Raw genomic sequence first — 26,384 nt, forward strand, 5'->3', positions numbered from 1 at the left:
CCTTGCGCACGGAAAACGGACCGGCTATCAATTATTTCTTTTCTTCCTTCTTGCTGTCCTTAGCGGCTTCTGGAGCCGGCTTGACTACGCTGACCTGGATTTCCTTGACCTCGATCTTGGCGCCTGATTTCAGCTTTTCCAGATAGTCGTTCACCATCTTGCTTTGCAACATCTGCGCGATCTGCGGCTTCAGCTCATCCAGGGATGGTGGCGTAGCCTCGCGGGTATCTTCCAGCAGGATGACGTGCCAGCCGAACGGGGTTTGCACCGGCTGTTCGCTGTACTTGCCCTTTTCCAGTTTGGCGACTGCTTGCGCGAACGGCGGCACCATCATGCTCGGCGCAAACCAGCCCAAATCGCCACCGTTGGCCGCAGAACTATCGCTGGACTTGGTTTTAGCCAATTCAGCGAATGCGCCGCCCTTCTTCAGTTCGGCGATCACTTCCTTCGCTTTATCCTCGGAGTCCACCAAAATATGGCTGGCCTTGTACTCCTTGCCCTTCATCGCCGCGACAGCGGTATCGTATTCTTTCTTAATCGCCTCTTCGCTGGGCGCATTGGCGCTCAGCATCTTGCGCACCACGGTGCTGGCCAGAAGATTGCGCTGAACCATCTCCATTTGCTGTTTGATCTGCGGATCGTCGGACAGCTTCTGCTTGTTGGCCTCCTGCACCAGCAGCTCTTCCAGAACCAACTGGTCAACCAGAGACTTGCTGGCTTCCGCTGAATCCACCTTGGTTTTGCCACGCAGTTGCTGGGCGTATTGGTCGAACGCCGCCTTTGAAATCGGGGTGCCATTGACCGTTGCAACCGGGTCAGGGATGGTGAATGCCGCCGGCGGCGCGACGGGGGCTGGAGCGGTAGCAGTGGGCGCGGCGGCTGGCGTCACTTCGGTTTTTTTGTCTTCAGCGGCCATTGCCATGCTCGACAAAATGAGGGTCGAGGACAGCGCCAGCAACGGGAAGGTCAATTTATTCAACTTTTTCATGCAGGATTTCCAGAGGTTAGGCTAGGTTTCGAGGGTTAAGGCACTTGCTGCTTCCGGGGTTCGCGCCTGAATGCTGAGGGCGTGAATTTCCCGGTGCATGAGGTCCGCCACCGCTGCATTCACCAACCGGTGGCGCTGAATCAAGGTTTTTCCGATGAACGCGGTGGACACAATATGGACGGTGAAATGACCACCCTCACGCGCCCCGGCGTGGCCGGCATGGCTGGCGCTGTCGTCTACGACCTCTAACTGTTCGGGCGCCAGCGCGGCGCGCAGCCGTTGCTCGATTAAGACGACTCGGTCAGTCATGCCGGCAACACCTTGCGGAAAGGATAGACTTCGACCGCCGTAAACACGCCAGCGGCGACATAAGGATCCGCATTCGCCCATGTCGTGGCCTCTTCCAGCGAGGGGAATTCAACCACCATCAAACTGCCCTGAAAACCCGCCGGACCGGGATCGGCGCTGTCAATCGCGGGTAACGGCCCCGCCAGAATCAGCCGGCCTTCAGCCAGCAACGCATTCAAGCGTTCCAGATGGGCGGGGCGGACCGCCAAGCGCTGGTTCAGACTGTTCGGCGCATCGCGGCCGAGAATGGCGTACAGCATTAATCAGGACTCCTTCGATGGAGAATCATCGCTTTTGATATGGCGGCTCATGTAGGCCGCCTGCGCCAGCACGAACACCAGGGTCAGGCCGAGCATTCCGAACAGCTTGAAATTGACCCAAGTGTTTTCGTCAAAGTTGAACGCGACATAAAGATTAGCCAGACCCATGGTGAGAAAGAAGGCGGCCCAAGCAAGTGTCAGCTTGACCCAGATCGGGGCGGGAAGTTCCAGTTGTCCACCCATCATCCGCTCCAGCAAGGTTTTCTGGCCGATGAAGAGGCTACCCAGAAATACCACCGCAAACAACCCGTTCACCACTGTCGGTTTCCATTTGACGAAGATGGGATCGTGCAAAATCAGGGTCGCGCCGCCTAATACAAGCACCAACCCAGCGGTAAACAGCGGTATCTTCTCGACCCGATGCTGACGCAGCCAGATCCAACCGACTTGAGCCAAGGTTACCCCGATCAATACACCGGTGGCGACATAAATGTCTGCCAGTTTATAGGCGATGAAAAACAGTAGAATGGGCAGGAAATCGAACAGCAGTTTCATATTGGAAGGGCGTGGCAGACGGGCAAAAGAAAGGCGGCCCCACGGTCGCCGTCTTGACCGGACAGCGTTGGGCTGGCAACGTGCTGACCCGACATTATCCGTAGCGTCGAGAATATAAGGCCATGAGCTGCTTTTTACAAATTCATCCCACCAATCCACAACCACGGCTGATCGGGCAAGTCGTGGAACAGTTACGCGGGGGCGCGGTTCTGGTTTATCCCACCGATTCCAGCTATGCCCTGGGGTGTCAACTGGGTGACAAGGCGGCGGCGGAACGCATCCGCCATATCCGCCAGACCGACCGCCACCACAATTTCACTCTGGTCTGCCGCGATCTATCGGAAATTGCTACCTACGCCAAGGTAGACAATCAGCGCTATCGCCTGCTCAAGGCGGCTACGCCGGGGCCATTTACCTTTATTCTGCAAGCGACTCATGAGGTGCCGCGCCGGTTGCAGCATCCGCGTCGCAAAACCATTGGCATCCGGGTGCCTGACAATGCCATCGTGCGCGCTCTGCTGGCGGAACTGGGCGAACCGATCATGAGCTGTACCCTGACGCTGCCCGGCGATGAGTGGCCGCTGCACGATCCGGAAGAAATCGAAGATCGCTTGCGTAATCAGGTGGATTTAATCATTGACGGTGGTCCCGGCCAGCGCGAACCCACCACGGTGATTGACCTGACCGACGCTGCGCCACACCTCATCCGCCAGGGATTGGGCGATGCCAGCCCGTTTCTCTAGTCCGTGCTACCTTAGGCTGCGTATAATCCTCCAATGATTGAACTCAACACGATTCAACTGCTGGTTATCCTGGCGCCGCCACTGCTGTTGGCGATCACTTTGCACGAAGTGGCGCATGGCTGGGTGGCGTTGCGCTGTGGCGACACCACTGCCCAATCGCAAGGTCGGCTCAGCTTGAACCCGCTGCGCCATATTGATCCCATTGGCACCGTGCTGGTACCCGCAGTGATGGCGGTTATTGGCGGCTTCATCTTTGGCTGGGCCAAGCCGGTACCGGTCAGCTATAACCGGCTGCGTCAGCCTAAGCGCGACATGGCGCTGGTGGCGCTGGCCGGGCCAGCGTCGAACCTGCTGATGGCGCTGGGCTGGGCGCTGGCAGCCGTGATCGGCCATGGTTTGCAGACGGCATTGCCGTGGCTGGGCCAACCGCTGATGGCGATGGGTGTGGCGGGGGTGAATGTCAACGCCATGCTCGGCGTACTGAATCTGGTGCCGATTCCGCCGTTGGACGGTTCGCGGGTGCTGGCGGGAATGCTGCCGGATCGCGTGGGTCAAACCATGGCGCAAATCGAGCCTTACGGCCTGATCATCCTGGTACTGCTGCTCTCTAGCGGGGTGTTAAACCTGATGCCGGTAGTCAGTAGCGTCAGTCACTTGATTTTGAGCCTGTTCTTCTAATCCCAATCCTGACCTATCGCCACTATTATGGAAATCACTCTCACCGGCATTACTACCACTGGCGCTCCACATTTAGGGAATTACGTCGGCGCAATTCTGCCCGCTATCGAAGCCAGTCGCCGGCAGGACGTGCAATCCTTCTATTTTCTGGCCGATTACCACGCCTTGGTCAAATGCCAGGATCCCGCCCTGGTTCACCGCTCACGGCTGGAAGTCGCCGCGACCTGGCTGGCGCTGGGGCTGGAGGTGGATAACGTCATTTTCTACGCCCAAACCGACATTCCCGAAATTCTGGAATTGACCTGGATATTGACCTGCGTCACCGCCAAGGGCTTGATGAATCGTGCCCATGCTTACAAAGCAGCGGTCGCCGAAAATCTGGCCGATCCCGACAAGGATCCCGACAAGGCGGTCACAATGGGGTTATTCAGCTATCCGATTTTGATGGCGGCGGACATTCTGATGTTCAAGGCCAGCAAAGTGCCGGTGGGGAAGGATCAGACTCAGCATCTGGAAATGGCTCGCGACATCGCCGCCCGGTTTAATTACCTGTACGGCGAGCATTTTGTGCTGCCCGAAGCGGTGGTGGATGAAAAAGCGTCGGTGCTGGTCGGACTCGACGGGCGCAAGATGAGCAAGAGCTACGGCAACACCATCCCGCTGTTCGAGCCGGAAAAGGCGCTGCGCAAGCTGATTATGCGGATTAAGACCAACTCGCTGCCGCCGGAAGCGCCCAAGGATCCCGATACCTGCACCCTGTTCCAGATTTACCAGGCGTTTGCCACGGCTGATGAAAGCGCGGCGATCCGCCAACGCTATGCCCAAGGCATCGGTTGGGGCGAGATGAAACAAGTGTTGTTTGAATATCTGAATGCCCGCTTGACTGAACCGCGTCAACGCTATCAGGAATTGCTGGAAAAGCCTGATCACATTGAGCAGATTCTCAAACACGGCGCGGCGCGGGCGCGGGAGTACAGCGTACCGTTCCTGCACCAGTTGCGGCGAGCGGTGGGGATTCGACCGTTGGGCGGGTAAGGTGGATTGATTAAATCATCCAGCCGATACATAACGGTTGCACCAGATTCGCGTTCCGGCGGTAGGTACGTTGGTTATCCACCATATGAATTTTCTCAAAGGAAGTGCCAATGTACGAATTAATAAAGAAGCAAATTTCGGCTGATTATTTCCAGCAAAAATTTTCAAACGACGGGCAGCGATTTGTCGCTTGGTATCTTCGCAATGTTCTGTTTCGCGACATGAATGAAACGCGGGATGACATTACTGATGGTGCTGACGATAAGCAAATTGATGCCATAATTATTGACGGTGACAAATCTCTGGTTCACATCATACAAGGCAAATTCATTCAATGCGGTGCTATCGATGCTGAGCCCCTACGCGAAGTTCTATCATCTTGGATGCAAATTAAAAACCTTGCTCGGCTACAGAATGTTGCAAACGCAAAGCTGCAAAGAAAACTCTCAGAACTGGCAACGGCGCTCGAAGAGGATTACGAAGTATCATTTGAACTGATAACTACTGGAGTATTGACCGATTCTGCCAAAAATGATCTTGAAACATTTCAGAAAGAGTTAGCTCGAATTAGTGAAAACGAAGACTTTGATGCAACGATACACGTAATTGAAAACGACGAAATCAAACGTCGCTACGAATACGCAATTGAATCGGATAACCCTAGTATTAACTACAAACTTAATCTTGGTGGTAGTAAGTTTATGTACCATGAAATTGCAGGAACGCCTGTTATTATTGCTGCCCTTCCTCTGAAAGAATGTGTCAAACTACCCGGCATTAAGGATGGCACTCTTTTCCAGAAAAACGTCCGAAAAAGTCTAGGTTCGAGTAACGCAGTAAATAAAGGGATTCGAAATACCATTATTGGGGATAAACGGTCAGATTTTTTCTTCTTTCATAATGGGTTAACGATCTTGTGCAACAAGATGGAAATGGACGGTGAAATACTTTCACTGTATGGCCTGAGCGTAGTTAATGGTTGTCAATCTCTTAATACAATTCTTTCGTGTAGCGAAACAGTTAAGAAGGCTGATGATGCCTTTATTCTTTTCCGATTTTATGAAATACCACAGCGGGATCGTGCAGACAAAATCTCAATTTGCACCAACTCTCAAAGCGCCGTAAAAGCCCGTGACCTGAGAAGTAATGATAAGCGTGTACTAGCAATAAAAAGATCTTACGAGCTTAAATATCCAAGCGGATACTTTATTACTAAGCGAGGAGAAATAGCGCCAGCAGACAAAAATAAAGATCATGTCGTTGAACTATCTGGTTTAGCTAAGAATCTTGTCGCATGGCACTCACAGAGACCAAATCTTTCTTACGGTGAAACTAAGATTTTTGATAAGTATTTTGAAACGCTTTTTAAAAACAAAGATTATCCGCCTGAAAACATTTTTGCTCTTAATGCATGGATGAATCAGGTTCTAAAAACGTGGATTCCTGAAAATCCGCTAAACCTGAATGAAACACTTCTAGCTATGAGGGCTTATGCGCCCTATCACCATTTGTATGCTATAGGCATGTGTTTCTCCATCACAAACAATCATTCTGAACGTGTTCCTAATCCTTCCAAGGCTTATGAGGCTGCATCTAAGCTTGGAATGGTTGATGAAATAGTAAAAGTAGCTGGTATCAGCCTCAACATGGCACTAGAGGCCGCAGCAAATGAGCTACAACCCGCCAATAGGGTTTTCAGTCCGCAGAACTGGGTAAAGACAAAAAGTTGTCTTGCTGGCATAAACGGAGCTATACGTAACTACTTTAATATGCTTCCAATGATGCCAGGAGGCGCGGAAATAAGAAAAAAGCTGAACGAAGCAACTACTTTAAAAAGCGAAGATTTTGAATACCGCTGGTCCGCTGACTAAAAGGTTAGCATTGGTTGAGCGATCCGTTATAGCGGTGTACTAATTTATGATGGACGCCGCCACCGACATTCCACCGTTCGCCAAGGTCGGCGGCGAACCTTATACCCAGTTCCCGCAAGACCTTTACATCCCGCCGGATGCGCTGGAAGTGTTTCTGGAAGCCTTCGAGGGCCCGCTGGATTTACTGCTATATCTAATCAAGCGTCAAAATCTGAACATCCTCGACATTCCTATTGCTGCTATCACCCGGCAATACATGGAGTATCTGGCGTTGATGCAGGAAATGCGGCTGGAACTGGCGGCGGAATATCTGGTGATGGCGGCCTGGCTGGCGGAAATCAAATCGCGGCTACTGCTGCCGCGACCGGTCTCCGCCGAAACTGAGGAAGACGACCCACGCGCTGATCTGATTCGTCGGCTTCAGGAATACGAGCGGTTCCAGCAAGCGGCGCAGGCACTGGATGCACTGCCGCGACTGGAGCGTGACCTGTTCGTTGCCCACGCGGAACCGGCTCATCGGGAAACGCTCCGAACCCCGCCGCCGGTCAGTCTGGCCGATCTGCTCAGCGCCTTGCGGGAGGTGATGAACCGTGCCGAGATGTTTGGACACCACCACATTCACCGCGAAGCGCTGTCGGTGCGGGAACGGATGAGCCAGGTACTGGAACAGTTGGACGCACTGCGCTTTACCGCTTTCACCGCGCTATTTCGCCCGGAGGAAGGACGGGCAGGTTTAGTAGTGACGTTTCTGGCGGTGCTGGAGTTGTTACGCGAAGCGTTGCTGGAACTGGTGCAGACTGAGCCGTTCGCGCCCATTCATGTCCGCCGCCGGATTTGAGCCACCGTCATGCCGCAACTGAAGGCGATTGTAGAAGCGCTATTGCTGGCCACCGATGCACCGCTGAACATAGAGCGGTTATTGGAGGTATTCCCGGAAGCAGAGCGGCCGGATCGGGACACGCTACAAGCGGCACTGGCCGCATTGGCTACTGATTACCACGGGCGCGGAGTGGAACTGGTCGAAGTCGCTAACGGCTTTCGCCTGCAAGTACCCAAAGCCTTCTCGCCGTGGATATCGCGGCTGTGGGAAGAACGCGCCGCCAGCTATTCTCGTGCGCTGTTGGAAACGTTGGCGCTGATCGCCTACCGCCAGCCCATCACTCGTGGTGAGATCGAAGATGTGCGCGGGGTCAGCGTCAGCAGCAGCATTATGAAAACCTTGCAGGAACGCGGCTGGATCAAGGTGATCGGCCATCGTGAAGTGCCGGGGCGTCCGGCGCTGTTTGCTACCACCCGCGTCTTCCTGGATTATTTCAACCTCAAGAGTCTGAGCGAACTGCCGTCGCTGGCCGGGCCGCGCGATCTGGACGCCATCGGCGCCGCGCTGGACAGTCGCAACACTCAGCGCGCTGGTTCGCCACTTCAAACGGAATTTCCCGATGTCTGAACGCTTGCAAAAACTCCTCGCCCGGGTCGGCCTTGGCTCCCGCCGCCAGATTGAAGACTGGATTCGCCAAGGCCGGATCACCGTCAACGGGGTGCCGGCGCAACTGGGCGTCTTGGTCAACGGCGCCGAAAAAATTCATATCGACGGCAAACTGGCGCAGGTACGCCCCTTCGGGCAACAGCGCCGAGTATTGGCCTATTACAAACCGGTCGGTGAAATGACCAGCCGCCATGATCCCGGCGGTCGGCCTACGGTGTTCGAGCATTTGCCGCCCTTGGATAATAGCCGCTGGATCGCAGTGGGGCGGCTCGACCTGAATACCCAGGGCTTGTTGCTGTTGACCAACGATGGCGAACTCGCCAACCGGCTGATGCACCCCTCGTCTCAAATTGAACGGGAATACGCGGTGCGGGTGTTGGGCGCGGTCACGCCGGAGATGTTGCAGCGGTTGCGAGAGGGCGTGGCGCTGGAGGATGGACTGGCTCACTTCGACGAGCTGCGCGATATCGGCGGCGAAGGCGCGAATCACTGGTATCACGTCATCCTGCGGGAAGGTCGCACCCGCGAAGTGCGCCGGTTGTGGGAATCGCAGGGCGTCACCGTCAGTCGGCTGACCCGGGTACGCTATGGGCCGGTGACCTTACGGCGCGGTTTGCATCCCGGACACTGGGACGAACTGGACGATGTGCAAATCCGTGCGGTGCTGGATGCGACGGCCAGTGCGCCTCACGCCAATGCGCCGGCGCCGGTGAAACCCCCGCTGCAAACCAAACCGCGCCGTCCGTCATCGCCCAGAAGTCGGGGCGCGCGCCCCAATCGGTCTCCTGATGGCGATGAGCGCAAGACCAGCGCTGAATCGCGCCAAGCGCAGAAACCGTGGGAAGCCAAGCCCGGCCAGCCCCACAAAGGTCAACATGCGGCACCCCTCCGCCCGCGCCGTCCCGTTAATCCTGGGCGCGGAAAGTCTGACCAGTGACGCCCTTGCTGTCCGGCCCCAGCAGGTACAGATAGGTCGCCATAATATCCTCCGGGTCGGCCCACTCCGCCGGGTCACGTCCTGGGTAAGCGCGCAAGGTCAATTCACTGCGAACCTGCCCTGGATCGATGCTGTTAACTCGAATGTTGGTATTGGTCTCCAGTTCGCTGGCCAATAGCTTCATTAAGGTCTGAGCGCCGCCCTTGGCGACTGCGTAAGCGCCCCAATACGCCCGCCCTTCCTCGCCTACCTGGTCGGTGGTGAAGACGACCGAGGCATCGCTGGAACGGCTCAACAATTCCAAGACCGCCTGCGTCAATAGGAACGGCGCGTTCAAATTGACTTGTAGTATCCGATACCACAGCTCAATGTCGTAATTGGCTATTGGCGTCAGTCCAGCGAACAGAGCGGCATTGTGCAGCACTCCATCCAACCGGCCAAATTCGGTGTCCAGCACCCGAGCCAGATCAGCGTAATCCTTGGGCGTTGCTCCCTCCAGATTCATCGGGTAGATGGCGGGTTTGGGACCACCCGCCTGCTCAATATCGTCGTAGACCTGTTCCAGCTTGCGGATAGTGCGGCCTAGCAAAATCACCGTGGCACCGTAGCCGGCCAGGCGACGGGCGGCGGCACGACCGATGCCTTCCCCGATACCGGTGATCAGAATGACCCGGTTTTTCAGCAGATCAGCGGCGGGTTGGTAATCCTTCATGGTGCCACCTTATCCGACAGTGTTGTTTTCAATTCGCGCCCATCACAAGTAGCGGGCGAATCCAAAGTTCAGGGAGCTACAGCACGGCGATGACGCCGCCGCACCCGCCACGCCAGCCACAACTTGCGTAATGGCGTCAGGCGGGTACGCTGCTCCAGCAACCGATAACCGTCCTCGGCGATTTCCGCCAGCAGCGCCATCGCCAGTTCCAGGCGAATCAGCAAACTGTACTGGGCGTAACGATCCGCATCCGGCAAAGCTTCCAGTGCCCGGCGGTGATAGTCGTGAATGCGCTCCGCCTGGAAGGCGAACAGTTGTCGAACCCGATCTGTAGTCTGGGCCGCCATCAAATCGCCAGGCTGTACACCAAACTGCCGCATTTCATCTTCCGGCAGATAAAACCGCCCCTGTTGAAGGTGTTGGCGCACCTCATAGATGCGCTCGAACAGCAGTAGCAACGCCCCGGCTTCGTGAGCAAAGCGGGGCGTAGCGCGCCGATCCTGGTAGCCCAGGATTTCAGCGACCAGCAGCGCGGGTATGCTGCCGCGTCGGTGAACATACAGTGTCAGTTCAGTGAAACTGGGGTAGGCATCGTAGTCCAGATCCATGATGACCCCATCCAGCATCTCCCGAAAATATTCTTCGGGCAGATTGAACCGGGTCAACCGCAGTTGCAGGGCGCGGGTCACTGGATGCTGCGGATTACCTGCAAACAGCCGATCAATTTCGTTTCGCCACCAGTCCAGTTTGGTCCGGGCAACGCCGATATCCCGGCAATCGTCCACGATCCGGGTTGTTTCAACCTGGAACGCATGAACTGCAACCAAAATCTGGCGCTGCGCCAGCGGCAGTCCCAGCAAACTGTAACGGAAATCCGAACCTTGCTGAACCGCCAAATGGTGGCAGTAGTCGTCTGGAGTCATGGGGTAGTCATCCAGGGTTCACCTAACAACCTTGCTTCGCCCTACCGGCGGAAGCGGGTATGACGAAAAGCGAACTTCCTGTAATCGAGAGCAGTCATTGGGAGTACCTATCCAACCGCCAAAAGGGTTGCACGAGTTTCTCGATAAATAGGCATATTTATTGCTTACGACTGTATCAGGTTTCATGAGTTTCACATTATCAGGGCGGGAGGCTTGCCATGATGACTATCGGTGACATCGAAAAGTTACCCGAATGCGAGCGAGCGGTTGCGCGTGCATCTTACCAATACTATCGCGCCCTGTTACATGGAGCGCCGAACCCAGCGCGCCTGCGTCTGCGGCAGATCTGGCTGGCCGAGATTGCACGACGCTGGCCGGGTGTCTGGTGATACGGACGAAGGCATCTTCGCCGGCCCCGGTATCCGGTGCCAGCGGGTTACGCACGGTTCAGATCAAGGCTTGAGGCCATTGAGTGTCGGGCGCATCGGCGACGGGAACAATCAGCACCGGACGCTTGGACGACAGGGTCAGCCGGCGAGTGGTCGATCCCAAAAGATCGGTTCGCGATCGAGAGCCGCTGTGTGCGCCCACCACGATCAGATCGGCGTTGCAGCGGTCGGCTTCGTGCAGGATCACTTCGCAAGGCAGGCCGCTGATCACTCGGATTTCCGAGAGCAGCGTGGTTTGTTCGAGCGTAGCGCCCAGTTCCTCCTCACAGAACGTTTCCAGCCGCTGGTGGAATTTTTCCAGGATGCCTCGGGTGTTTTGCTTATGTAGGTTATCCACGACATCCGATGGTAGATAGGAGTCCAGCAAGAACCGAGTCGAGTGATTGAGTGGCTCGACCACATGCAGCAACACAATTCCAGCGTCGATCTGCTTGGCCAGGCTGACCGCGAAGCGAAAAACCGGTCGCGTGTGGGGACCCAGCGCCGTCGTGTATAGAATGGTTTTGATCTGGGGGAACATGGCACGCTCCGAACAGGTTGAAAGGATAGCGAAGAATAACCGAATTGCGGGTCCCCAAGCTCTCGCTTGGACACTCAAATCATAGTCTAACAGGGATTCCTTCAAAGCTTTTCCGAACGCAACGGCGGTAAAGTTCTGTCTATCTCCGCCGATAGCCTAACGAGATAGCCCTTCTATTCGATTAGCGGCGCATCACGACAAGCGACAGGATTCAACCGGAGGTTCCGCCATGAAGATTGCCAGTTCGAACATTGAATTAATCAGCCAGCATAGCTCTGTCACCAAGCACGAAAGCAAGGAGTCGCTGCGAATGTGGGTGGGGGATCAGCGCCCGGATTTTGAAGGCCGGAATCCGCCCCCCGGTCGCCTGCAAGCCGACGCTGTACACCTCTCACAGGCCGCCCGCACTCTCCAGCCCAGCAAGCAGGTCGCACCCACCGATACGGACATAGCGCCAGAAGACGAACCCAAGCTGGCCTTGATCATTCGCATGGTCGAAATGTTGACCGGCAAGAAAATCAAACTGGTTTCGCCCAAGGAGCTGCACGAAAAACTCGGCGCGGCGCAGGAACAGGCTCAATCAGTGACCGAGGCGCTCTCCAAGATTCAACAGCAGCAGGGTAACCCCGCAGCGGCACCACAGCCGGCGGGCTTTGGGATTGAGTACGATGCGTATGAACGTCATTACGAAGCTGAGAAAACTACGTTTTCGGCGGCAGGCGTGATCCAGACGCAGGATGGACGGGAAATTAAATTTTCGGTGGATTTGAGTATGAGCCGGGAATTTATGAGCGAGCAAAGCGTCAGTCTGCGGGCAGGCGATGCCAAGCTAAAAGACCCGCTGGTGCTGAATTTCAACGGCAATGCCGCCGAGTTGACTACGACCCGCTTCAGTTTTGACATAGATTCCGATGGGCAGCAGGATCAGATTGCTTTCACTGGCCCTAACAGCGGTTTTCTGGCGCTGGATCGTAATAACGACGGCGTTATCAATAATGGCAGCGAACTGTTTGGACCGACCACCGGGCAGGGATTCGCTGAGCTGGCTGCCTATGACCAGGACGGTAATCAGTGGATTGATGAAAACGATTCTATCTACAACAAGCTGCGCATTTGGTCCAAGGATGCCCAAGGCCAGGATCAACTGATCGCACTCGGGCAACGGGGCGTAGGCGCTATTTATCTAGGGCAGGTTACCAGTCCGTTCGCCCTCAAGGACAGCGATAATAATTTACTGGGTCAGATCCGTTCGTCGGGAGTTTTTCTTCAGGAGAACGGCGTAGCAGGCACGGTGCAGCAGATTGACTTGAAGGCTTGATGCCGGGTCAAAGTATTTCTCGCCAGTGATTCGTTACATAAAAAACTCTGGAATAGTTCGTACAGAGTCCAGCGTTGTACCTGGGTGATCCTCAAGATATCCAGCGGGTTAATGAAGGTAACTAATCAATGGAACCAGGGAAGTTGGATCGACTCATCAGCGTTGCGCCGATGCTGGATTGGACGGATCGGCACTGTCGGATGTTTTTACGGTTGTTGACTCGCCACACGCTGCTCTATACCGAGATGGTCACGACCGGTGCAGTGTTGCATGGCCACCGGGAACGATTGCTGAACTATGATTCCGCCGAGCATCCGTTGGCATTGCAACTGGGCGGTAGTCATCCCGCCGACTTGGCTCGCTGTGCCCGCATCGCCGCTGACCTCGATTACGATGAAGTAAATCTGAATGTTGGCTGTCCCAGCGACCGGGTACAGTCAGGCCGTTTTGGCGCCTGCCTGATGGCCGAGCCTGATTTGGTCGCCGACTGCGTGGCGGCGATGCGGGCAGCAGTGGACATCCCGATCACGGTTAAAACCCGCATTGGTATTGACGACCGCGATTCCTACATCGAACTGGTGGACTTCGTTGGGCGGGTCGCAGCCGGTGGTTGCGGCATCTTTATTGTCCACGCCCGCAAGGCATGGCTGAGTGGACTCAGCCCCAAGGAAAACCGTGAAATCCCGCCGCTGCGCTATGACGTGGTATATCAATTGAAGCGGGATTTTCCGCAGCTTACGATTATTCTCAACGGTGGTCTAAGCGACCTGGAACAAACTGCGGTGCAATTACCGCAAGTGGACGGGGTAATGATCGGTCGCGCCGCTTACGAAAATCCCTATCTGTTGGCCGAGATGGATCGGCGCTTCTTCGGCTCAGTCCAGCAGCCGCCCAGCCGCCATGCCATCATTCAGGCTTTCCTGCCCTATGTGGAGAATCAGTTGCAGCAGGGGACGCCGCTGAACAGCATAACCCGGCATATCCTGGGGCTGTTTCAGGGCATACCGGGCGCACGCGCCTGGCGACGATTTCTCAGTGAACACACTCATCGGCGCGGAGCCGGCGTGGAAGTGCTGGAAGCAGCGCTGCGACAGGTACCCATTTTATCCACCAGAACCGAGAGTTAAAGAATGTACGAATTTCTGAAATACGAGGTCCGCCATGCCATGACGGCTGATCCCATCGCCATCGGTCCCAACGCCAAGCTGCGTGAAGTCCAGGAACTGTTCGAGACTCGCGATTTCAATGGGGTGCCGGTGGTAGATGCACAGCGGCGCTTGCTCGGCATCCTGACCAAGTTTGATTTACTCAAGGCGTTCAGTTTCGATTCGCAGATGATGGCTCCCCATTATGACGAGATCATGGAACGGACCGCTGAGTCGGTGATGACCCGCAATCCGGTCAGCGTTGATCCACGCTTGCCCCTCAGTCGCTTGCTGCAAAAACTGGTGGAGATGCGAACCAAGAGCTTGCCCGTGGTCGAGGAGGGCCTGCTGGTGGGAATTATTGCCCGCGAGGATGTACTGAAAGCGCTACGCCACGCCACGGTCACGCATGAAATCCCCGCTCACCAGGATTCGCAATCATGACCACCCTGCTCTACACCCATCCGGTTTGTTTGGAGCATGACACCGGCTTCGGCCACCCCGAGTGCCCGGCTCGGTTGACCGCCATTCTCAATGCGCTCCGCTCCGCGCCGTTCGCCGCCCTGAAATGGCATGACGCCCCACCTGCCACGGTCGAGCAACTCACCCGCATTCATACTCCGGCCTACATTGATCGCGTATTTGCCCGAGTTCCCAAACAGGGGCATCACGCACTCGATGGTGACACTATCCTTTCGTCGCAATCGGGGGAGGCAGCACTACGCGCAGCAGGCGCAGTTTGCGCGGCGGTAGATGCCGTGCTGGGGCAGGAAGCCAGCAACGCTTTTTGCGCCATCCGCCCGCCGGGTCATCACGCCGAGCCGAATCAGGCCATGGGCTTTTGCCTGTTCAACAATGTCGCCCTCGGCGCCGCTCATGCCCGCGCCGTTCACGGTCTGGAACGGGTGGCGGTGATTGATTTTGATGTCCATCACGGCAATGGCACTCAAGCTGCGTTCGAACATGATCCCGGTTATCTCTACATTTCCACCCACCAGGCTTATATCTATCCCGGCACCGGTCGCCGTGACGAAGTTGGGGTCGGTAACATCGTTAATATACCGCTACTAGCCGGTAGCGGTTCAGCGGATCTGCGTCACGTTTGGCGACAGGACATTGAACCGGCGCTACGTGAATTTCGGCCACAACTGATCCTGATCTCCGCCGGTTTTGATGCACATTACCTGGATCCACTGGCCGAACTCGATTTTAACGAGGGTGATTATGCGTGGCTGACCCAACAGATTCTGGCGGTAGCAGCGGAATCCTGCGAGGGGCGGGTGGTATCGGTGCTGGAAGGCGGCTACAACCTGCCAGCGCTGGCGGCCAGTGCGGTGGTGCACGTCGAGGCGCTGATGTCCCATGCGGAGATCGGCGCATAGGCCGCTCCTTAAAATGGGTAATGCGGAGTTCAGGCTGAACGGCTCTCCATCAGTTACAGACACCCGCCCAGCCGCCGCGCCACTTCCTCCTTGCGTAGTCCCTGAAACTCTCCTGATCAAGGCAGCAAAACAGTCGATCCGGTGGTTTTACGTGCTTCCAGATCACGATGTGCCTGGGCGGCATCGGCCAGCGGATAGGTCTGACGCACCTCGATGTTGACTGCGCCGTTTTGTACTGCCTCAAACAGCTCGGCAGCACTGGCGAGCAAGTCCGCCCGTTTGGCGGTATAGGTCATTAGCGTGGGCCGGGTCAGGAACAGCGAACCTTTGGCCGCCAAAAGGCCCGGATCGAAGGGTTGCACCGGCCCGGATGCATTGCCGAAGCTGACCATCATTCCCAGCGGTCGCAAACAATTCAGCGATCCCATAAAGGTGGCCTGGCCGACTGAGTCGTAAACTGCTGCTACACCCTGACCGTTCGTGATTTCGCGGACCCGTTCAGCGAAATTCTCGCGGCTGTAGACGATGACGTGATGGCAGCCGTGGGCACGAGCCAGTTCGGCCTTGGCGTCATCACCGACCGTGCCGATCACCGTCGCCCCCAGATGCCGCGCCCATTGGCTCGCGATCAGACCCACTCCGCCAGCGGCAGCGTGCAGCAGAATGGCGTCGCCCGGCTGCACCCGGTAGGTGCGCCGCAAAAGGTATTGAGCGGTCATGCCTTGCAGCATCATGGCGGCGGCAGTGCGGTCGTCAATCCCATCCGGCAACGCCACCACCCGATCCGCTGGAATCAGCCGAACTTCGGCGTAGGCTCCCACCGGCGGGCTGGCATACGCCACCCGGTCGCCGATTTTGAATTCGCTTACGCCCTCGCCAACCGCTTCGACGCGCCCTGCCCCTTCCATCCCCAGGGTCCAGGGCAGCGCTGGCAACGGATACAGGCCGGTACGGTGATAAACATCAATGTAGTTGAGACCAACAGCGGCATGACGAATCCGCAGTTGGCCGGGACCTGGATTGCCGATTTCGACTTCTTCCCAGCGCAGAACTTCGGGACCGCCGTATTGATGAATGCGAATCGCGTTAGGCATGACCTTATCCTCGGCCGTAGATTGAATGGAGACGCCAATAGTCTAGGCGATGGGCGGAGCCGGCGTGGATTCCTGTGTGGCGTCCCATGACCCGCTGTTCCCGAATCCAGCCTCCTCATCCCAACCGATCAGCAGCTTTGCGTGATCCGCTCGACAGCCCACTAAAACCACTTAAATTTAATGTATTAAACATAAAAATATCAATATAAAAATTGATTTATCACTTCTAAAGTGCTAAATAATCATTTTGAAAATGTAAATTGAACTATGGTTACAGCAGCACAATTGAAAGCAGCACGGGCGTTGTTAAGCATGGATCAGCGGATGCTCGCGGAGGTATCTGGACTGTCCTTGCCCACTATCCAGCGGATGGAGACTAGCGACGGCATCATCCGTGGCAATGTTGATTCCCTGGTCAAACTGATCGCCGCGCTTGATGCCGTTGGTGTGGAATTGCTTAATGAAGGGACTGTCAGCGAAGGTGGCGGGCGTGGGGTACGGTTGAAACGCTGAATCGCCAATCATTGCAGGGCCTAACGTGCGTTAATTATAGGGAGCGAATTTCGCCACCATGTTGTTGCCACTGCTGTTAAGTTTATTGCTGATCCTGGTTGCCGCCAGCATCTACGCGGTCGCTGCGACCCACCAGCCAGATTGCAGCCGTCGCATTTATGGCATCACCTTGGCTGTCACTACCGTTGCGTTGGGAACGGCGCTCACTCACCTGCTAACCGCTCCCGCGCCGGAGATGCTCACGCTGCCGCTGGGCCTACCGTGGTTGGGCGCACATTTCCGGCTGGATGCGCTGTCCGCTTTTTTCCTGATCGTGGTCAATCTGGGCGGCGCGGTCGCCAGCCTGTTCGCTTTGGGTTATGGGCAGCATGAAAAAGCGCCTGAACGGGTGTTGCCGTTCTTCCCGGCGTTTCTGGCGGGTATGAATCTGGTGCTGCTGGCCGATGACGCCTATGCCTTTCTGTTCTGCTGGGAACTGATGTCGCTGACCTCGTGGGCGCTGGTCATGGCCCATCATCAGGAACCGGCCAATGTTCGCGCCGGTTATCTCTATCTGGTCATGGCCTGCTTCGGTACCCTGGCGCTGCTGCTGGCTTTCGGCCTGCTGGCCGGCACCAGCGGCGGTTACGACTTCGCCACCATCCGCGCCGGTACTGTAACCCCCGGATTCGCCGGGCTGGTGCTGGCGCTGGCACTGTTAGGCGCCGGTTCCAAGGCCGGTTTGGTTCCGCTGCACGTCTGGCTGCCGCTGGCGCATCCTGCCGCGCCTAGCCATGTCTCGGCGCTGATGAGCGGGGTGATGACCAAGGTGGCGGTCTATGGCTTCATCCGCATTGTATTCGATCTATTGGGTGAACCGGTGCTGTGGTGGTGGGGCGGGGTGGTGTTGGCCCTGGGCGGGATCACCGCCGTGCTGGGAGTGCTGTACGCGCTGATGCAGCATGATTTGAAGCGGTTGCTCGCCTATCACACGGTGGAGAACATCGGCATTATCTTCATCGGCTTGGGTTTGGCGCTGGCGTTTCAGGCCAATCAAATGTACGCCAGCGCCGCGCTGGCGCTGACCGCCGCGCTGTTTCATGTCCTCAACCACTCACTGTTCAAAAGCCTGCTGTTCCTCGGCACCGGTGCAGTGCTAACCGCCACCGGCGAGCGCGATATGGAACGGCTGGGCGGTCTGATTCACCCGATGCCGTGGACTGCGCTGGCGTTTCTGATCGGCGCGGCGGCGATTTCGGCGCTGCCGCCGCTGAACGGCTTTGTGTCGGAATGGTTGACGTTTCAAGCCATTCTGATTAGCCCGGAACTGCCGCAATGGCTACTCAAATTCCTGGTGCCGGCCATCGGCGCGGCACTGGCTTTGTCCGCCGCGCTGGCCGCCGCCTGTTTCGTCAAAGCCTTCGGGATTACCTTCTTGGGTCGTCCGCGCTCCCCAGCCGCCGCCCAGGCGCAGGAGACCGACCGCTACTCGCTGGCCGCATTGTTCACCCTGGCGGCGCTGTGCCTGCTGGCGGGAATCCTGCCGGGACTGGTGGTGGACGGGCTGGCTCCGGTAGTGGGGTTGCTGAACGGCGGCGCCCGGCTCACGGCCCAGCACAGCCAGCCTTGGTTGACCCTGGTGCCGATAGTGGATGTGAAAAGTAGCTACAACGGTTTGCTAGTGCTGCTGTTCATGGCACTGTCGGGAACTGGCGCCGCCTTCCTGATCCATCGGCTGGCTTCCAATAAGTCGCGGCGCGGTCCCCCTTGGGATTGCGGTTTTCCCGATGCCAACCCGGCTTTCCAGTACACCGCCAGCAGCTTTGCGCAACCGATCCGCCGGGTATTCGGTAGCGTGGTGTTCCAGGCCCGTGAACGGATCTTTATGCCGCCGCCCGGTGATTTGCGCCCGGCGCGGCTGGAAGTGAAGTTACGCGACCCGGTTTGGGAGCATGGCTATGCCCCCATCGCCGCCGCTGTGGTGGCCCTTTCGGGCCGCTTTAACCATTTTCAATACCTCACCATCCGCCGTTACCTGAGTCTGGTGTTCGGCGTGCTGGTGCTGCTGTTGCTGGGGATGGCCTTATGGCGCTGATTACCGACTATCTGGTGCAGGGCAGCCAGATGTTGCTGCTGCTGCTGCTGGCGCCGCTGCTCACTGGCTTGATCCGCGCGTTCAAGGCGCAGTTGCTGCGGCGGCGCGGTCCGTCACCGCTGCAACCCTATCGCGACCTGTCCAAGCTGTTGCGCAAGGAGGTGATCCTGGCCGACTCCGCGTCCTGGCTGTTTCGGGTGGCGCCCTATCTGATTTTCGCCGCGATCTGGGTAGCGGCGTCGCTGGTGCCGACTTTCGCCAGTGGCCTGTTGTTCAACTGGACCGCTGACCTAATCGCCATTGTGGCGCTGCTCGGCACCGCCCGCTTTTTCCTGGCGCTGGCCGGTCTCGATGTCGGGACCAGCTTCGGCGGCATCGGCTCCAGCCGTGAAATGATGATCGCCTCGCTGGCGGAACCGGCGATGCTAATGATGGTGTTTACCTTGTCGCTGCTGGCCGGCACCACCGAACTATCTGCGGTCGCCCGGTTCATGCTGACCGCCGATGTCGGCTTGCGGGTGTCGCTGGGGCTGGCTTTGATCGCGCTGATGATGGTGGCGATTGCCGAAAACGCCCGGGTTCCGGTGGACAATCCAGCGACTCATCTGGAATTGACCATGGTGCATGAGGCGATGGTGCTGGAATACTCCGGTCGCCATCTGGCGCTGATCGAACTGGCCGCTTCGCTCAAGCTGTTGCTGTACCTGTCGCTGCTGGGGTGCATCTTCGCACCCTGGGGGATGGCGACCGCTGGCGACGGTTTTTGGGCTTATCTGCTGGGCGTGGCGATCTATCTGGGCAAGCTGGCGTTGGGCGGTTTGCTGCTGGCGGTATTTGAAACCAGCATCGCCAAGATGCGGGTGTTCCGCGTCGATCAATTTATGGGGGCGGCGCTGATGCTGGGGTTGCTGGGAACTCTGTTGCTGTTCGTGTCGCGGAGTCTGTGATGCACGATCTGGCGTTCGATATCGCCCATCTGCTGGCGGGCGGCATGGTGGTGGTGAGCTTCCTGATGCTGTACCAGGATCGCTTGTCCGCCTTGATCAATGTCTTTGCCTTGCACTCGCTGGTGCTGGTGTTGGCGGTCGGCTGGCAAGCGCATATCCAGGACGCCCACCATCTCTACGTCACCGCAGGGATTGCTCTGGTATTCAAAGCAATCATCATCCCAACCGCACTGCACCGCATCGTCCGGCGACTCGGCATTCATCGGACCCTGGAGGTGGTGGGGGGTGTGGGTCTCGACATGCTGGCGGGGGCGGCGCTGGTCGCATTGGCGATTCTGGTGATGCTGCCGGTGACAGTGACTACCGATGCGCTGGCGCGCGAGGACTTGGCATTCGCCTTGGCGGTGCTGTTGCTGGGATTATTGCTGATGGTGACCCGCCAAAACGCGGTCAGCCTGGTGGTGGGTTTTATGTCGTTGGAGAACGGGTTGGTACTCGCCGCCGCCGGAGCACGCGGGATGCCGCTGGCGGTAGAGATCAGTATCGCCTTCTCAGTGCTCATTGCTTTGATTGTCATCGGTATTTTTCTATTCCGCATCCGTGAGCGGTTCGACAGCGTGGACATGCGAGCCATGGATACCTTCCGTGGGGAACGACGGCGATGAACATGATGGGTTTGATGGCAGTGACGGCGCTGCTGGTGGTTCCGGCCAGCGCGGCGCTGGCGCTGGTCTTTCTGCCCAGTTACCGGATCGGCGCCCGGCTGAATGTCAGCGCGGCATTGCTCAGTCTGCTGGCCGCTGTCACCCTGTTGTGGGTACAGCCGGAACCGAATCTTTACCTGCGGGTGGATGATTTCAACATCTATCTGGTGGTGCTGAACAATCTGGTCAGTTTCACCACCAGCGTGTTCAGCGCCAGTTACATCGCTCACGAACTGGAAACCGGGCGGCTGACCCCGGTATATCTGCGCTTTTATCACGCCATGTATCAGGCACTGATCTTCGCCATGAATCTGGCGTTTCTGGCCAATAACATTGGGCTGATGTGGGTGGCGATTGAGCTGGCGACGCTGGTTACGGTACTCATGGTCGGCATCTACCGGACTCGCGCCGCTCTGGAGGCAGCCTGGAAGTATTTCATCCTCGGCAGTCTCGGCATCGCCCTGGCACTGTTTGGCACCATTCTGGTTTACCTGGCGGCGCAGCCGGTGATAGGGGAAGGCTTGCCGGCCATGGCTTGGGATCACCTGCTGACTCGCGCCAGCGCCTTCGATCCGGCACTGCTCAATCTGGCGTTTGTATTCCTGCTGATCGGTTACGGAACCAAGGCCGGTCTGGTGCCGCTGCACGCTTGGCTGCCCGACGCCCATGCCGAGGGTCCCACCCCGATTTCAGCGGTACTGTCCGGTTTATTGTTGAACGTGGCGCTGTATGCGGTGCTGCGCTTCAAGATGCTGATGAGCGCCAATCCGTCCGCGCTGGCGCCGGGGCCGCTGATGGTGGGATTAGGATTGCTGTCGCTGTTGTTCGCCGGGCTGATGCTCTACCGCCGGGGCGACATCAAACGGCTGTTCGCCTACTCCTCCATCGAACATATGGGCATCATTACCTTTGCCTTTGGCATGGGCGGGCCGCTGGCCAACTTTGCCGGATTGCTGCACATGATGATGCACAGCCTGACCAAGTCGGCGATTTTTTTTGCCGTCGGTCATATTTCCCAGGCCAAGGGTACGCAACGCATTTCCACCATTCGCGGCTTGACCACCACCCATCCGACCCTGGGCTGGGGACTGGTGGCGGGGGTAATCGCCATTGCCGGGATGCCCCCGTTCGGGGTCTTTATGAGCGAGTTTCTAGTGGTGAGTTCCACTTTCGCCCGCCAACCGCTGCTGGCGTTGCCGCTGGTACTGGGGTTGCTGCTGGCGTTTGGTACGCTGCTGTGGCGGTTGCATGGGCTGGCCTTCGGTAAACCGGACAGTGGCCCCACGGTTCCGGTGCAGGCGAGCATCCTGCCGATGCTGGTGCATCTGGCGCTGGTCCTGATCGCCGGAATCTGGTTGCCGGGGCCGCTGGTGGCCTGGTTCCACAATGTCGCAGTGCTGTTGGGTTGAGGGCGATCCGGTGAACGCGACTTCTGTTTTACTCAGCATTCTGAATGCCGGTCAGCCGGTGGCTGAACATCGCCCCTGGCTACGCGCCGTGGTCACGTCCGAAATCTGGAATGCACTGATTCAAGGTTTGGCGGAGGGAACCTGGACTCTGCTTGGACTATGGGGCGAAGCCGGGATCGTGCATCTGGCGGCGTATGAGGCTCCAATCAATCCCCCCGGCGCTTCGCGCCTCCCCCCTTTGCCAAAGGAGGGTTGGGGGGATTTTATCGTCGCCAGCCTGCCCTGTCCCGATGGGCAGTTTCCCTCGGTAGCTCGGCTGCACCCGCCAGCACAACGGCTGGAGCGCACCATTGCTGATTTGGTCGGTTTACGGCCGGTTGGCGCTGCCGATCCCCGGCCTTGGCTGGATCATGGCCGCTGGCCGGTTGTGCATCCGCTCGGCACGGTAACGCCACGCACCGATCCGCAGCCTCCCTATCTGTTTCTGACGGCGGAAGGTGAGGGCTTGCATCAGATTCCGGTCGGGCCGGTTCATGCCGGCATTATCGAACCCGGTCATTTCCGCTTTACCGCCAATGGTGAAGCGGTGGTTCGGCTGGAACAACGGCTGGGCTATGTCCACAAGGGCATTGAGTCGCTGCTGATTGGCGCAACCCTGGAACGGGCAGCGCGGCTGATCGGGCGGGTGTCGGGCGACAGCACCGTGGCCTATGCGCTGGCTTTCGCCCGCGCGGTTGAAGCAGCGACGGAAACCGTGGTGCCAACCCGCGCTCACTGGCTGCGGGCGCTGATGGCGGAATTGGAACGATTGGCGAATCACTGCGGCGATATTGGCGCGATCTGCAACGATGCCGCCTTTGCGCTGATGCTGGCCCATTGCGCGGTGTTACGCGAGCAGGTATTGCGCGCCAGCGCCGCCTGTTTCGGCCATCGTCTGCTGATGGACTGCATCATTCCCGGTGGGGTCGTCGCCGATTTGCCAACGGATGGCGTCAAGATTCTGCGGGCGCTGGTGGCTGATATCCGCCGCCAGTTTCCGCCGCTGATCGATCTGTACGACAACACCGCCTCGCTGCAAGACCGCACCGTCAACACCGGCTTCGTCAAACCGTCCCTGATTAAGCAATTCGGCTGTGGCGGGACCATTGGCCGCGCCGGGGGCCGCGCCTTCGATGCGCGCCGCGATCCGGGCTATCCGCCCTACGATCAACTGGAATTCGAGACGCCGGTGCTGACCGAGAGCGATGTCAATGCCCGGATTTGGTTGCGGATTCACGAAGTGGAACAGAGCTTGGCGCTGATTGATCAGATTCTGGAGCGCTTGCCGTCGGGCGCAGTGCGTGGCGAATTGAACCGCCTCGATCAGCCGGGCGAAGGTATGGCGCTGGTGGAAGGGTTTCGCGGCGACATTCTGGTCTGGCTGCGACTGGCGGCTGACGGCACGGTGGCGCGCTGCCATCCCCGCGATCCGTCCTGGTTCCAGTGGCCGCTGCTGGAAGCCGCTATCGAAAACAACATCGTGGCAGATTTTCCGCTGTGCAATAAATCCTTCAACGGCTCGTATTCGGGCCACGATCTGTAGGCCAAGCCGCCATGCGCAAGCTGTTGTTACATTATCTGTGGCGGTCGCCACTGACCGAGGCGGCTCCGGCTCCTTCCGAACCGGCTTTGGCCGAACTGGGGGCGAAGGTGGATCAGGCGGCGCGGCGACGCTTAGGCCGCAGTCTGTCGATCCGCGAAGTGGACGCCGGTTCCTGCAACGGTTGTGAATTGGAAATTCACGCGCTTAATAACGCCTTTTATGACTTGGAGCGGTTCGGTTTTCACATCGTCGCTTCGCCGCGCCATGCCGATGTGCTGCTGGTCACGGGTCCGGTGACGGTCAATATGCGGGAGGCGCTGGAACGCACTTATGCCGCCACGCCCGATCCGAAATGGGTGGTGGCGGTGGGCGATTGCGGGCGGGACGGCGGGGTGTTTGCTGGTAGCTACGCCTGCGTCGGCGGGGTGGCTGCGGTGATTCCGGTCGATCTGCATATTCCCGGCTGTCCACCAAATCCGATACAACTGCTGGAAGGTTTGCTGGCGTTATTGCAGGTTCAATAACTTTTCTAATTCTCACTTATGAAGGAGGTTCTCCCATGGCTATTACTGTTGCCGAATTGGAAAGCTTCAAAAAATCCATCGAGCTTTTAACCCAGTTAAAGTCAATTCCGCTTGAAGTCATTGAGCTTTATTTGGAAATAGAACATGGCTATATCATAAAAAAACCCAAGCTCAATGAAGAAAAAATCAAGGTAGACCATGATGAGAAAAACAAGGAGGTCTCGCAGTAGCCCTGGTGAAGACTGACCGAGAACACTCGCTTTATCTGCCATTTGCCACTGCCCTGCGCGACAAATTGCGTGGCGGTTATAATCTCTCCAAGCTGCGTGCCGATCTGCTGGCCGGGATCACGGTCGGTATCGTCGGAGTACCGTTGGCGATGGCAATGGCGATTGGTAGCGGGGTGCCGCCGCAATATGGTCTGTACACCGCCATTGTCGCCGGCCTGCTGATCGCGCTGACCGGCGGTTCCCGATTCAGCGTGTCCGGCCCGACTGCCGCCTTTATCGTTATCCTGCATCCTATTGCCGAGCAATATGGACTCGGCGGGCTGGTGACTGCCAGTTTCATGGCCGGGATCATGTTGATCGGCATGGGTCTGGGGCGAATGGGCAAGCTGGTCCAGTTCATTCCCTATCCAGTCACCACGGGGTTTGCCACTGGGAGCGCGGTGGTGATAGCCAGCCTGCAATTCAAAGATTTTTTCGGTCTGCAACTGGCCGTGCAACCGGGGCACTTTCTCGAACGGATTTGGCTGGTTGGGCAGGCGCTGCCAACTTTTCATACACCTGACTTGCTGATTGGCGCCTCGACTCTGGCCTTGCTGTTGCTGTGGCAGCGCTTGAAAACCGGCCTGCCTGCACCGCTGATCGGCATCATTGTCGCGACTGCGCTGACTTGGCTGCTCAGCCGGTTCGTCGAGGGTTTCGAGGTTGCCACCATCGCTTCCCGTTTCAGCTATGTAAAAGATGGGCACTCCCTGCCGGGGATTCCGCCGTTCCTGCCGTATTTCGTGCTGCCTTGGCAGTTACCCAGCCTGGATGGACAGCCACTACGGCTTTCGTTGGAACTGATTGAGGCACTGCTGGGTCCAGCGATGGCTATTGCACTGCTGGGCGCGATTAAGTCGCTGTTGTGTGCGGTGGTGGCCGATGGCATGACGGGGACAAAGCACGATCCCAATGCCGAACTGATCGGGCAGGGCATAGGGAACGTGGTTGCACCGTTTTTCGGCGGAATTGCTGCGACTGGGGCACTGGCCCGTACCGTCTCCAATATCCGCGCCGGTGCCTGTAGCCCGCTGGCCGCTGTGTTCCAAGCCCTGTTCATCCTGTTAGTGCTGCTGGCGATGGCACCATTGTTGGGGTATCTGCCAATGGCGGCGCTGTCCGCATTGTTGCTGCAAGGGGCATGGAATATGAGCGAACGTAAGCACTTCCGTCATATTTTCCGGGTCGCGCCCCGCAACGATATTCTGGTGCTACTGGTGTGCTTCGGGCTAACGGTGATTTTCAATATGGTGATCGCCATCGGTGTTGGCGTGGTACTGGCTGCGCTACTGTTTATGAACCGTATGGCGGAACTGACTGGCGGTAAACAGGTGGAAGCCGATCATCCTCATTTGGAGAGTCCGCTGCCGGAGGGGGTACGGCTATACGAGGTCTCTGGTTCACTGTTTTTTGGTGCCGCCGAGAAGGCGATGAGCGCCCTGCACGACATCGGTGCCCGGCCACGGGCGGTTATTATCAATATCGAAGGAGTGACGGTGATGGACGTATCGGGGCTGGTGGCGCTGGATTCCGCCATCGAGCGGTTACGGAGTGGTGGCGTCCTGGTGGCGGTGGCGGGGGTGCATGGTCAGCCGGCATTGTTGATGCGGCGGGCGGGCCTACGAAACATTCCCGGCAAACTGCTGTTGTCGGCCAGCCTGCCGCAGGCGCTGCTGCGGGTGCGACACTATTTGGGCGAGTCGGCCACTGGAAAGCCTTTTATCACTGTCCCAATCAATTGATACCAATTCCCCATAATTTTAATGATGTAGCACGGGCTTTCCGCCCGTGAACTGAACACGGGAGGGAAGCCCGTGCTACGCCTGTGGTTCAAAACCTATCGAGAAACGGTATAACCGACGCGATGTGCGACTTTTATGATTAAGCGGCCAGCAAGCCATCCAAATCGAGCGGCTCG

General features: G+C 57.6%; 29 protein-coding genes. 21 read left to right on the plus strand and 8 right to left on the minus strand.

Annotation, left to right across the window (positions count from 1 at the left end; translation table 11 throughout):
* Positions 1-31: 31 nt before the first annotated feature.
* From BN874_RS12550 to BN874_RS12565, 4 genes are read right to left on the minus strand one after another with little or no spacing between them, the layout of a single operon-like run.
* Positions 32-988 carry a peptidylprolyl isomerase gene (locus BN874_RS12550; RefSeq protein WP_051497799.1) on the minus strand — a complete coding sequence of 319 codons (957 nt, stop codon included), beginning with the start codon at positions 986-988 and terminating at the stop codon, positions 32-34.
* Between the two features lie 21 nt (positions 989-1,009).
* The gene (locus tag BN874_RS12555; RefSeq protein ID WP_034433854.1) at positions 1,010-1,297 is read right to left on the minus strand and encodes a BolA family protein; all 288 of its coding nucleotides are present in this window, start codon (positions 1,295-1,297) and stop codon (positions 1,010-1,012) included.
* The gene (locus BN874_RS12560; RefSeq protein ID WP_034433857.1) at positions 1,294-1,596 is read right to left on the minus strand and encodes a YciI family protein; all 303 of its coding nucleotides are present in this window, start codon (positions 1,594-1,596) and stop codon (positions 1,294-1,296) included. Before BN874_RS12560 ends, BN874_RS12555 begins: the two co-directional genes overlap by 4 nt.
* A 3-nt stretch (positions 1,597-1,599) precedes the next feature.
* Positions 1,600-2,151, minus strand: a complete 552-nt coding sequence (locus BN874_RS12565; protein ID WP_034433861.1) for a septation protein A — start codon at positions 2,149-2,151, stop codon at positions 1,600-1,602.
* Between the two features lie 122 nt (positions 2,152-2,273).
* On the opposite strand from BN874_RS12565, the gene BN874_RS12570 reads away from it, so the two are divergent.
* The 7 genes from BN874_RS12570 to rluB all read left to right on the plus strand — a co-directional run bounded on the left by BN874_RS12570 (position 2,274) and on the right by rluB (position 8,901).
* Positions 2,274-2,894 (plus strand): L-threonylcarbamoyladenylate synthase, encoded by a 621-nt coding sequence (locus BN874_RS12570; RefSeq protein ID WP_034433863.1) that lies wholly within the window; start codon positions 2,274-2,276, stop codon positions 2,892-2,894.
* 33 nt (positions 2,895-2,927) lie between these two features.
* Positions 2,928-3,572, plus strand: a complete 645-nt coding sequence (locus BN874_RS12575) for a site-2 protease family protein (RefSeq protein WP_034433865.1) — start codon at positions 2,928-2,930, stop codon at positions 3,570-3,572.
* 27 nt (positions 3,573-3,599) lie between these two features.
* Entirely contained in the window at positions 3,600-4,607 is a 1,008-nt protein-coding gene (locus BN874_RS12580; RefSeq protein WP_034433867.1) for a tryptophan--tRNA ligase, read from the plus strand.
* A gap of 110 nt (positions 4,608-4,717) precedes the next feature.
* Positions 4,718-6,478, plus strand: a complete 1,761-nt coding sequence (locus tag BN874_RS12585; protein ID WP_034433869.1) for an AIPR family protein — start codon at positions 4,718-4,720, stop codon at positions 6,476-6,478.
* A gap of 46 nt (positions 6,479-6,524) precedes the next feature.
* A complete protein-coding gene (locus tag BN874_RS12590) occupies positions 6,525-7,316 on the plus strand; it encodes a segregation and condensation protein A (protein WP_034433872.1) in 792 nt (263 codons plus the stop codon).
* A gap of 9 nt (positions 7,317-7,325) precedes the next feature.
* Positions 7,326-7,925, plus strand: a complete 600-nt coding sequence (gene scpB / locus BN874_RS12595) for an SMC-Scp complex subunit ScpB (RefSeq protein ID WP_034433875.1) — start codon at positions 7,326-7,328, stop codon at positions 7,923-7,925.
* Positions 7,918-8,901, plus strand: coding sequence for a 23S rRNA pseudouridine(2605) synthase RluB (gene rluB / locus BN874_RS12600; RefSeq protein ID WP_081756374.1), 984 nt, complete (start codon positions 7,918-7,920; stop codon positions 8,899-8,901). Before scpB ends, rluB begins: the two co-directional genes overlap by 8 nt.
* Here the strand turns inward: rluB and BN874_RS12605 are convergent.
* Both BN874_RS12605 and BN874_RS12610 read right to left on the minus strand, forming a co-directional pair.
* Entirely contained in the window at positions 8,870-9,613 is a 744-nt protein-coding gene (locus BN874_RS12605; protein WP_034433878.1) for a YciK family oxidoreductase, read from the minus strand. The genes rluB and BN874_RS12605 overlap by 32 nt on opposite strands.
* A 68-nt stretch (positions 9,614-9,681) precedes the next feature.
* A complete protein-coding gene (locus BN874_RS12610) occupies positions 9,682-10,536 on the minus strand; it encodes a squalene/phytoene synthase family protein (protein WP_034433880.1) in 855 nt (284 codons plus the stop codon).
* Between the two features lie 218 nt (positions 10,537-10,754).
* On the opposite strand from BN874_RS12610, the gene BN874_RS24595 reads away from it, so the two are divergent.
* Positions 10,755-10,925, plus strand: a complete 171-nt coding sequence (locus tag BN874_RS24595; protein WP_154724917.1) for a hypothetical protein — start codon at positions 10,755-10,757, stop codon at positions 10,923-10,925.
* 58 nt (positions 10,926-10,983) lie between these two features.
* Here BN874_RS24595 and BN874_RS12615 read toward each other — a convergent pair whose 3' ends face one another.
* On the minus strand, positions 10,984-11,505 hold the full coding sequence (locus BN874_RS12615; RefSeq protein ID WP_034433882.1) for a universal stress protein: 522 nt from the start codon (positions 11,503-11,505) through the stop codon (positions 10,984-10,986).
* Positions 11,506-11,734: 229 nt separating this feature from the next.
* Here BN874_RS12615 and BN874_RS12620 point away from each other — a divergent pair, with 229 nt between their 5' ends.
* The 4 genes from BN874_RS12620 to BN874_RS12635 all read left to right on the plus strand — a co-directional run bounded on the left by BN874_RS12620 (position 11,735) and on the right by BN874_RS12635 (position 15,350).
* Positions 11,735-12,823 carry an SPM autocatalytic domain-containing protein gene (locus tag BN874_RS12620; RefSeq protein WP_034433885.1) on the plus strand — a complete coding sequence of 363 codons (1,089 nt, stop codon included), beginning with the start codon at positions 11,735-11,737 and terminating at the stop codon, positions 12,821-12,823.
* Between the two features lie 128 nt (positions 12,824-12,951).
* A complete protein-coding gene (dusA, locus tag BN874_RS12625) occupies positions 12,952-13,950 on the plus strand; it encodes a tRNA dihydrouridine(20/20a) synthase DusA (RefSeq protein WP_051497800.1) in 999 nt (332 codons plus the stop codon).
* A 3-nt stretch (positions 13,951-13,953) separates the two neighbouring features.
* Positions 13,954-14,412 carry a CBS domain-containing protein gene (locus BN874_RS12630; RefSeq protein ID WP_051497801.1) on the plus strand — a complete coding sequence of 153 codons (459 nt, stop codon included), beginning with the start codon at positions 13,954-13,956 and terminating at the stop codon, positions 14,410-14,412.
* Entirely contained in the window at positions 14,409-15,350 is a 942-nt protein-coding gene (locus BN874_RS12635; protein ID WP_034433888.1) for a histone deacetylase family protein, read from the plus strand. Before BN874_RS12630 ends, BN874_RS12635 begins: the two co-directional genes overlap by 4 nt.
* 116 nt (positions 15,351-15,466) lie before the next feature.
* Here BN874_RS12635 and BN874_RS12640 read toward each other — a convergent pair whose 3' ends face one another.
* Positions 15,467-16,444 (minus strand): quinone oxidoreductase family protein, encoded by a 978-nt coding sequence (locus tag BN874_RS12640; protein WP_034433892.1) that lies wholly within the window; start codon positions 16,442-16,444, stop codon positions 15,467-15,469.
* Positions 16,445-16,711: 267 nt separating this feature from the next.
* On the opposite strand from BN874_RS12640, the gene BN874_RS12645 reads away from it, so the two are divergent.
* From BN874_RS12645 to dauA, 9 genes are read left to right on the plus strand one after another with little or no spacing between them, the layout of a single operon-like run.
* On the plus strand, positions 16,712-16,957 hold the full coding sequence (locus BN874_RS12645) for a helix-turn-helix domain-containing protein (RefSeq protein ID WP_034433895.1): 246 nt from the start codon (positions 16,712-16,714) through the stop codon (positions 16,955-16,957).
* Between the two features lie 58 nt (positions 16,958-17,015).
* A complete protein-coding gene (hyfB, locus tag BN874_RS12650; protein WP_034433897.1) occupies positions 17,016-19,031 on the plus strand; it encodes a hydrogenase 4 subunit B in 2,016 nt (671 codons plus the stop codon).
* Positions 19,022-19,978, plus strand: a complete 957-nt coding sequence (locus BN874_RS12655; protein ID WP_034433900.1) for a respiratory chain complex I subunit 1 family protein — start codon at positions 19,022-19,024, stop codon at positions 19,976-19,978. The genes hyfB and BN874_RS12655 overlap by 10 nt, the downstream gene beginning before the upstream one ends.
* Positions 19,978-20,643, plus strand: coding sequence for a hydrogenase-4 component E (locus BN874_RS12660; protein ID WP_034433903.1), 666 nt, complete (start codon positions 19,978-19,980; stop codon positions 20,641-20,643). The genes BN874_RS12655 and BN874_RS12660 overlap by 1 nt, the downstream gene beginning before the upstream one ends.
* A complete protein-coding gene (locus tag BN874_RS12665; protein WP_034433905.1) occupies positions 20,640-22,091 on the plus strand; it encodes a hydrogenase 4 subunit F in 1,452 nt (483 codons plus the stop codon). The genes BN874_RS12660 and BN874_RS12665 overlap by 4 nt, the downstream gene beginning before the upstream one ends.
* A 10-nt stretch (positions 22,092-22,101) precedes the next feature.
* A complete protein-coding gene (locus BN874_RS12670) occupies positions 22,102-23,673 on the plus strand; it encodes a hydrogenase large subunit (RefSeq protein ID WP_034433946.1) in 1,572 nt (523 codons plus the stop codon).
* An 11-nt stretch (positions 23,674-23,684) separates the two neighbouring features.
* Positions 23,685-24,197, plus strand: coding sequence for an NADH-quinone oxidoreductase subunit B family protein (locus tag BN874_RS12675; RefSeq protein WP_034433907.1), 513 nt, complete (start codon positions 23,685-23,687; stop codon positions 24,195-24,197).
* A 35-nt stretch (positions 24,198-24,232) separates the two neighbouring features.
* Positions 24,233-24,427, plus strand: a complete 195-nt coding sequence (locus tag BN874_RS12680) for a hypothetical protein (protein WP_034433909.1) — start codon at positions 24,233-24,235, stop codon at positions 24,425-24,427.
* 5 nt (positions 24,428-24,432) lie between these two features.
* On the plus strand, positions 24,433-26,208 hold the full coding sequence (dauA, locus tag BN874_RS12685; protein WP_230314427.1) for a C4-dicarboxylic acid transporter DauA: 1,776 nt from the start codon (positions 24,433-24,435) through the stop codon (positions 26,206-26,208).
* The last annotated feature ends 176 nt before the right edge of the window (positions 26,209-26,384 follow it).

Origin of the sequence: Candidatus Contendobacter odensis Run_B_J11, assembly GCF_000531125.1 — a bacterium.
In the GTDB taxonomy this organism is placed as follows: Bacteria; Pseudomonadota; Gammaproteobacteria; order Competibacterales; family Competibacteraceae; genus Contendibacter; species Contendibacter odensensis.